The following is a 6,136-nucleotide window of genomic DNA, read 5'->3' on the forward strand; positions in this document are numbered from 1 at the left end:
ATAGAAGGTATCAAAGTCCTGCGCGGCATCAATTGTGATTTGTTCAGTACTACGCTTGAATACATGATTCCCTGTATTCTTCTCGATGCTCTCAATCGCTTCGTCGAATGGCCCACGCACGGCTTCATCGACAATTCGCCTCTGCATCTCATACGAAAACGACCGTTCTGGAAGCTGCATCTCTTCATCCAAGGGGTGCACGGTCTTCTGTCCCGGAGCCGTGTAAGCTGTCCTCTCTACCTGGACATCTCCGAAGATCGAGACAACCTTTCGTTTGTCATTCCGACGCTCCTTTTGCTGATGTACCTGGCCATCCTCGTGGGTCACTTCAATAGAACGTCCTGCATTACCGGCGCCGCGTCGGCAAATGTTAGCCTGGAGCATACATCGCCATACTTCCCGTCCTCGTTGATCAATTTCTCGCTCAACTTTATGTTCAGGCAAAGTCAGCGCCTCCTCCGAAAGTACCCACCCTTCTAAGTCTGCAAAAGCTTTGCGAGCTCGTAAAACATTAAAGTCCTCCGTCAAATTTGTCGATTCTTTAGTAGAAGCAAATCTTTCTCCCGTTCTCATTTGGTTCTCCTTTCTGCTGGGCTATTGAATCCTCCATTACATAACTCGGCAGAAAGGAGCTTTTTTTTTAGCTCTTTATATCATAACTCCTACCTATAAAAGAAATTGTATCGTAATACAAAATAGCCACACCCCTTTCTATTAAATACAGAAATATCCTTTTTATCCTTATAGATAAGAACCCGTATGCCTTCAAAGCAGGGTTCAAATAAATAACCTAATATCTCTAAATGAAACCTATCTCGCCAGTTTGCACCATCAGGCATAAAGAGCGACTTTTTATAGTCTGAGGTCTGTGGATTGCGACTACCTGTCTTAGGGTCCTTTTTACCCTTAAACGAATCCAGCATCCGATTTAATACCTCATGCCCTGGGGTAACTATAAGGAAACGGTAGGAATAGCTACCCGGTCGTTCGTTGTTTAATTGGTTAAAATACTGCCAGACTAAGAGTGCTGCCAATACCCAGGTCTTTCCTGAGCCAGTCGCCATCTTCAGGGCATATTTAGGAAAGAAAATAGCCTCTATCTCCTGTTTTAATGGTAGATGCAGCATAAGAACCTCCGGTGCTACCTTTTCAAATAGCTGTTGCAATGTCTTAGCCTGAAGAATCTCATGGCAATAAACCATTGTCTCAATTGCCCGGCGCTGACAGGGATAAAACTGCTCGGGATATCCTCATCACGGCTAAACCAGTAGTTAAAAAGCTCTAATGTAGTCTGGGTCACCCCATGCCAGCCCTGGTCAACCCATGCCTGCACCTCGCTTTCTAATGCCCTGGCTAAATACATTTGTGAAAAGGCTTCTTGGTTCTGTTTCTTTACCATAATTAGACTCCCTTTAATAACTCAAAATATTCTTCTCTTGAGATGTTGGCTGTCCTCAAATTGTTTTTGATGATAAAGACAGGCACCTCAGGCCAATTTGGAATCACTACCGGTCTTGTTATTTCAGGCCTGGTATAAACAAAATGATCCCCTTCACTTCTTACGCATCTAAATCCTGCTCTTTCAAGCAATTTGCACAGACGCCTTGCTGGAATAGGTGTTATTCTTGACATATTAATATACCCCGACTAATTCCGTTGCCACCATCCTTGGTGCTATCCAATTATTTACCATCTCTTTCTGATAACCAGCTTCGATCAAAATATCTTCAACCGTTCCCATTTTCTCTGCCTCTTCTAAGAATAACCTCACTGCTGTTTTAAGATTCTTCTTTGCCTCTTCAACTGTATTTCCACAGCTTGAAACATCCAATTCAGGAGAATAAGCAACAAAAGTCTTACCCTCTTTAAGAACAATCATATCAAATTCAATCTGCATCATACTCTTCCTCCTCTTTTTAATTTACTGAATTCCATTGAAGATTCCAAATCCTTATTCTACAGGATGCTAACAGCTTTTCAAAAACTATCTTTCCCCCACTTAAGACCCCAAAGTTTATTTTGGGGAGACCTCTTTTCCTCCGTTTCTAAAATGCTTCGACGCATCTTCTAATAAAGAAATCATTGCTTTCTGAAATCATCCAAAATCACCTCTGTTGCCCCAGCATCATTGCCAAAAATATCTACCACCCGCACAGCAATAGTCCGCTTCTTTCTCTCTATTGTTTCGGTTGCCACAATCGGCACAGTTTTTGCCTTCTTGTCGTTTCCTCTAAATGCCTGCCACTGACTCTTGAATGTAATTCCATCATAATCCCAATCAATAGCCCAGTAGTCAATCAATACTGCAAAATTGTCTTTAGCTACTTTTATCAAAGATTCGTAATTCGCCTGCCCCTTCTTTGAACTGCAACTGATGGGAATACCCATCAATACATACCGTTTGATACCAATGGTAACTTCTACCATACCATCTGATGTTAGCTTTATTTCTGGCTGGCTCAAACGCAAGTAAGGTCTTTCATGAAAATGCACCTTATCTGTCAATACCTCAATATCTTCCTCAGTCTTTGCCTTTTTGAGGTAGTCGTAGATGTCTGGTGGAATATCACGACTTTCGATCTCTACTTTTAGTCTGTCTTTAAGGGCACTCTTGCGGGTTTCTAATGCCTGATGATAGTTGTATTCGTAATCCCAGCCAAGAATAATTAACCGCTTGTATCCTCTGCCATCAAGCTTTTGTGCCTGTAAGGCTAACTCTTCTGCCTTCTTGGCAGTAATCGGTCTGTCAGGATAACCTACATAGACCAGTTCTTCTATTCCATCTTCACTCTTTCTAATTCCTAACCCGCTTGTCTTATCTCGTGGAGTTGCCCCATAGAGCTTCAAAATCAACTGCTGCATCTCCCAGATTCTGCCACCGGTAAGATAAATCATTTCACGCTGATAGTTTCCTATGTTTTCAATCAGGAAGGGCTTAGCATTCTGTTCCACTAACCTGGCTCTTGTAACCTGAATGCCAACCTTGCCAAGCTCACAACCAATCCATTGTCTGCCAAGTTTTTCAGCCACAGCAAGGGTAGTGCCAGAACCACAGAAGAAATCGGCAACGAGGGCACCTTCGTTGGAGGAAGCTTTGATGATACGTTCAAGGAGAGCAGAGGGCTTTTGGGTGTCAAAACCAATTTTTTCGGGATGGTTCACTTTACTGTGAAAGCTTGCGGCTGAGAGGTAGGGTGGGCACCGCCCACCAAAAAGGCGTAGATGGCGAACAGATTGGTGGGTAATGTCCACCCTACTTCTGCGGAAGGTTAACCGCGCCTAAAGTTTCACAAGAAAATGGATGATTTTGAACCGTCCCATTTTTTCAGCAGATTGTGACTGGGGATCAAACACATCTGTCCATATTGATTGACAAACTTTGCCAGGCATTTCGTCGAGATAGTATTTGACCCTTGGTACATCATTCTTGGAAATAACGATCCTTCCTTCTTTCTCCAGCATCTCAATACTTTTTCCCAGAGTACCCGCCCAGTGTCTCCCTGGAGGTGGAATTCTCAACTTGCCACAAAAAAACTTCGGATGTCCTGCCCCCGCAGCATTCAGTGAGACAAGTTGGTATCGCCGACCAGTTTCTGGTTCGATATTCCGAAACGCTGACTTGATATATGCCTCATCATATGATATTGAGTATTCCAAATATATTTTTCGGCCTTAGAATAAAACAAGATTATATCATGATTCCGACCAAACTGTCAAGCATCACTATGGCTAAAAACCGATTGTCTAGTTATTTCGTTCCTGAAATTTTCTTTACCAAATACTTCATCCAGTAATATTCTGATATACGAGTTAATATGCCAGTCACAATGCACATAAATACTACCGTCTTCTGCCAGCAAGCGTTTCATCAAGTGTAGCCTTGGATAGAGCATATCAAGGTAGAAATCCGTGCCACCTGCCCAAGTATCCTTGTAAGCCAGCCGTTCAATGACAGATGGCTCTTTGGTGAACTCATTCCCTTCAATCGTCATTTTATGAGAATAATCTGCCTTGCTATCAAAAGGCGGGTCAATATAGATGAGATTAATTTTGCCTTCATACCCTTGTGCAAGCAAAGCCTGCATAGCAAGAAGATTATCGCCCCAGATGAGGCGATTCATTTTCTGCTTATCGATCTCCTGGCCGTATAAAGCCAACTGGTCATCTCTGGCAAAAAGTTCTCCCTCAGGAGGGAGATTACTTAACGGTAATTGGTTGGCATATTGCGGATTTGGGATTACCACCTCCGCGGTTTGAAACTCAATATCCTTTGGATTTGGTGCCCTTCGTGGTTTTGAGTCCCAGACCAACCGTGCCGAATCCTTCTTGCGTATCCTCTGCTCTTTTTCCATATTTATCACCTTGACTATATTATACTAACTAAAACAAAATTTTACAAGGATTTTTGCACTCCAAATATTGTTACCCCGAAGCAGTCATTTTTGAACCAGGCCGATTTATATTTCCTTAAACCTCCCATCTGCTTTGGTTTTATCTGCTTTTCCTACCTTTTTAGAAAGCCATCCTGATTGTGCCTCTTTTAGCACATCAAATTCAGGAACATAAGGCTTTATATCCAGTAGAGGTGTTTAATTTGGTAGCATAGATTTCACCCAGGCAAAGAATCGCTCAGCATGTTTCATAACTTCCACTGCCTCTTTCTGTGTAAATAGTCGTTCTTCGTACTCTATTATATTTTTCAAAGCAATAACCTTTCTTAAATGCTGGGAGGATTCCTTTGCATCCGGGGTATTAATTACTGTCGTAAGCAAACGGGCCACATCTTTATGGTCTTGACTTATGCTTCTACTCCCACCAAAGAATACTAACAAAGCATCATTGGCAGAAATTACACAATGAACTCCTTCTAACCCTGTTGAGTTCCAATTTCCTGCTTTATATGCAGACTGCATTGTAGTAAAGAAATCCTGGGCTTTCTTTAAGTAATTGGTATATTTTTCCTTGTCAACTTTCCTGGTTTGTATTTTAGCTGCTGCCAAGGGCTAACACCTCCATAATAGTTTTTCCGTACACTACCCTTCCTGTATTTACTACCTCCTGTATCAATCGATCGTTTTTATTAAATCTTTCTTTAACTTCTTTGACAGAAAGCAGATAAGGAGATAAGACTTTTCCAAAGGTATCTACAAAATCAGCCTCTATTTGATCAAAAATTTCTTTTATTAAGGTTTGATGCTTTTTATCAGGAGTTACTGCTAAAATATCAATATCGCTATCAGGTTTTTCCCTCCCGGAAGCTACACTACCATATAGGATCAAAGAGACTACATTAATATTTACTTTATCAATAAGTTGTCCTATTACTTTCTCTAACAGTTGTTGTTCTTCTTCAAACAAGTTTTTAAGCCCATTTACTACAAAATAATTTTTGTCATTTAGTTGATACAGCTTAGACTTCCCTACATTTCGAACAACAACAACCCCTTGTAATTCTAAATCCCTTATAGCTAACTGACAGGTTCGATGATTAAGGTTAGAAAGTTTTGCTATTTGCCGTCCTGTCATAGGAATCATAAGCTTGAACATACAGCGTAATATTTTGATCTTAGACTTCTGGCCTAAAATGTCCTCTAAAAAATCACTCAATTTCATTATTTTACTCCTGAGGGGATTGGATAGTTTTAGTGCCTATATGGATAATTTATTATCCAGTTTATCCTACAAAAAGGATTTTGTCAAGAAAAAATCGAAGAATATCTAATGAACAGGGTGTGGCTATTTTGTATTACGATACAATTTGGGACGGTTCAAAATCATCCATTTTCTTGTGAAACTTTAGGCGCGGTTAACCTTCCGCAGAAGTAGGGTGGACATTACCCACCAATCTGTTCGCCATCTACGCCTTTTTGGTGGGCGGTGCCCACCTTACCTCTCAGCCGCAAGCTTTCACAGTAAAGTGAACCATCCCTACAATTTCTTTTATAGGTAGGAGTTATGATATAAAGAGCTAAAAAAAAGCTCCTTTCTGCCGAGTTATGTAATGGAGGATTCGGCATTGTCTCATTTCGGTCAGAAACAGCCCTAAAAAGTGGTAACAGTTTTGGCCGAAGAGACAATACGCCCCTTGTATTTTGAAGGTTGTTTTTTAGACCTTCTGGTGTTACTATACTTTTGC

10 protein-coding genes are annotated in these 6,136 nt (G+C 41.1%); all 10 read right to left on the reverse strand.

Features of this window, described 5'->3' with window-relative positions; all coding sequences use genetic code 11:
* The coding region (locus AB1467_07235; GenBank protein MEW6296047.1) for a hypothetical protein at window positions 1-573 on the reverse strand (573 nt) is incomplete at its 3' end.
* Window positions 574-662: 89 nt separating this feature from the next.
* Complete coding sequence (locus AB1467_07240; GenBank protein MEW6296048.1) at window positions 663-1,127, reverse strand: DEAD/DEAH box helicase family protein; 465 nt, start codon at window positions 1,125-1,127, stop codon at window positions 663-665.
* A gap of 14 nt (window positions 1,128-1,141) precedes the next feature.
* Window positions 1,142-1,399, reverse strand: coding sequence for a hypothetical protein (locus tag AB1467_07245; protein ID MEW6296049.1), 258 nt, complete (start codon window positions 1,397-1,399; stop codon window positions 1,142-1,144).
* A gap of 2 nt (window positions 1,400-1,401) precedes the next feature.
* Window positions 1,402-1,632: a type II toxin-antitoxin system HicA family toxin gene (locus tag AB1467_07250; GenBank protein MEW6296050.1), complete on the reverse strand. Its 231-nt coding sequence runs from the start codon at window positions 1,630-1,632 to the stop codon at window positions 1,402-1,404.
* Between the two features lies 1 nt (window position 1,633).
* A complete protein-coding gene (locus tag AB1467_07255) occupies window positions 1,634-1,900 on the reverse strand; it encodes a type II toxin-antitoxin system HicB family antitoxin (protein MEW6296051.1) in 267 nt (88 codons plus the stop codon).
* 179 nt (window positions 1,901-2,079) lie between these two features.
* The gene (locus tag AB1467_07260; protein MEW6296052.1) at window positions 2,080-3,162 is read right to left on the reverse strand and encodes a site-specific DNA-methyltransferase; all 1,083 of its coding nucleotides are present in this window, start codon (window positions 3,160-3,162) and stop codon (window positions 2,080-2,082) included.
* Between the two features lie 551 nt (window positions 3,163-3,713).
* Entirely contained in the window at window positions 3,714-4,352 is a 639-nt protein-coding gene (locus tag AB1467_07265) for a site-specific DNA-methyltransferase (GenBank protein MEW6296053.1), read from the reverse strand.
* 237 nt (window positions 4,353-4,589) lie between these two features.
* Window positions 4,590-5,000 carry a HEPN domain-containing protein gene (locus AB1467_07270; GenBank protein ID MEW6296054.1) on the reverse strand — a complete coding sequence of 137 codons (411 nt, stop codon included), beginning with the start codon at window positions 4,998-5,000 and terminating at the stop codon, window positions 4,590-4,592.
* On the reverse strand, window positions 4,987-5,613 hold the full coding sequence (locus tag AB1467_07275) for a nucleotidyltransferase domain-containing protein (GenBank protein MEW6296055.1): 627 nt from the start codon (window positions 5,611-5,613) through the stop codon (window positions 4,987-4,989). The genes AB1467_07270 and AB1467_07275 overlap by 14 nt, the downstream gene beginning before the upstream one ends.
* A 221-nt stretch (window positions 5,614-5,834) precedes the next feature.
* On the reverse strand, window positions 5,835-6,136 hold a 302-nt coding region (locus AB1467_07280; GenBank protein MEW6296056.1), incomplete at its 5' end, for a hypothetical protein.

This window comes from Candidatus Diapherotrites archaeon, from assembly GCA_040755695.1.
Lineage (GTDB): Archaea > Iainarchaeota > Iainarchaeia > Iainarchaeales > 1-14-0-10-31-34 > JBFMAK01.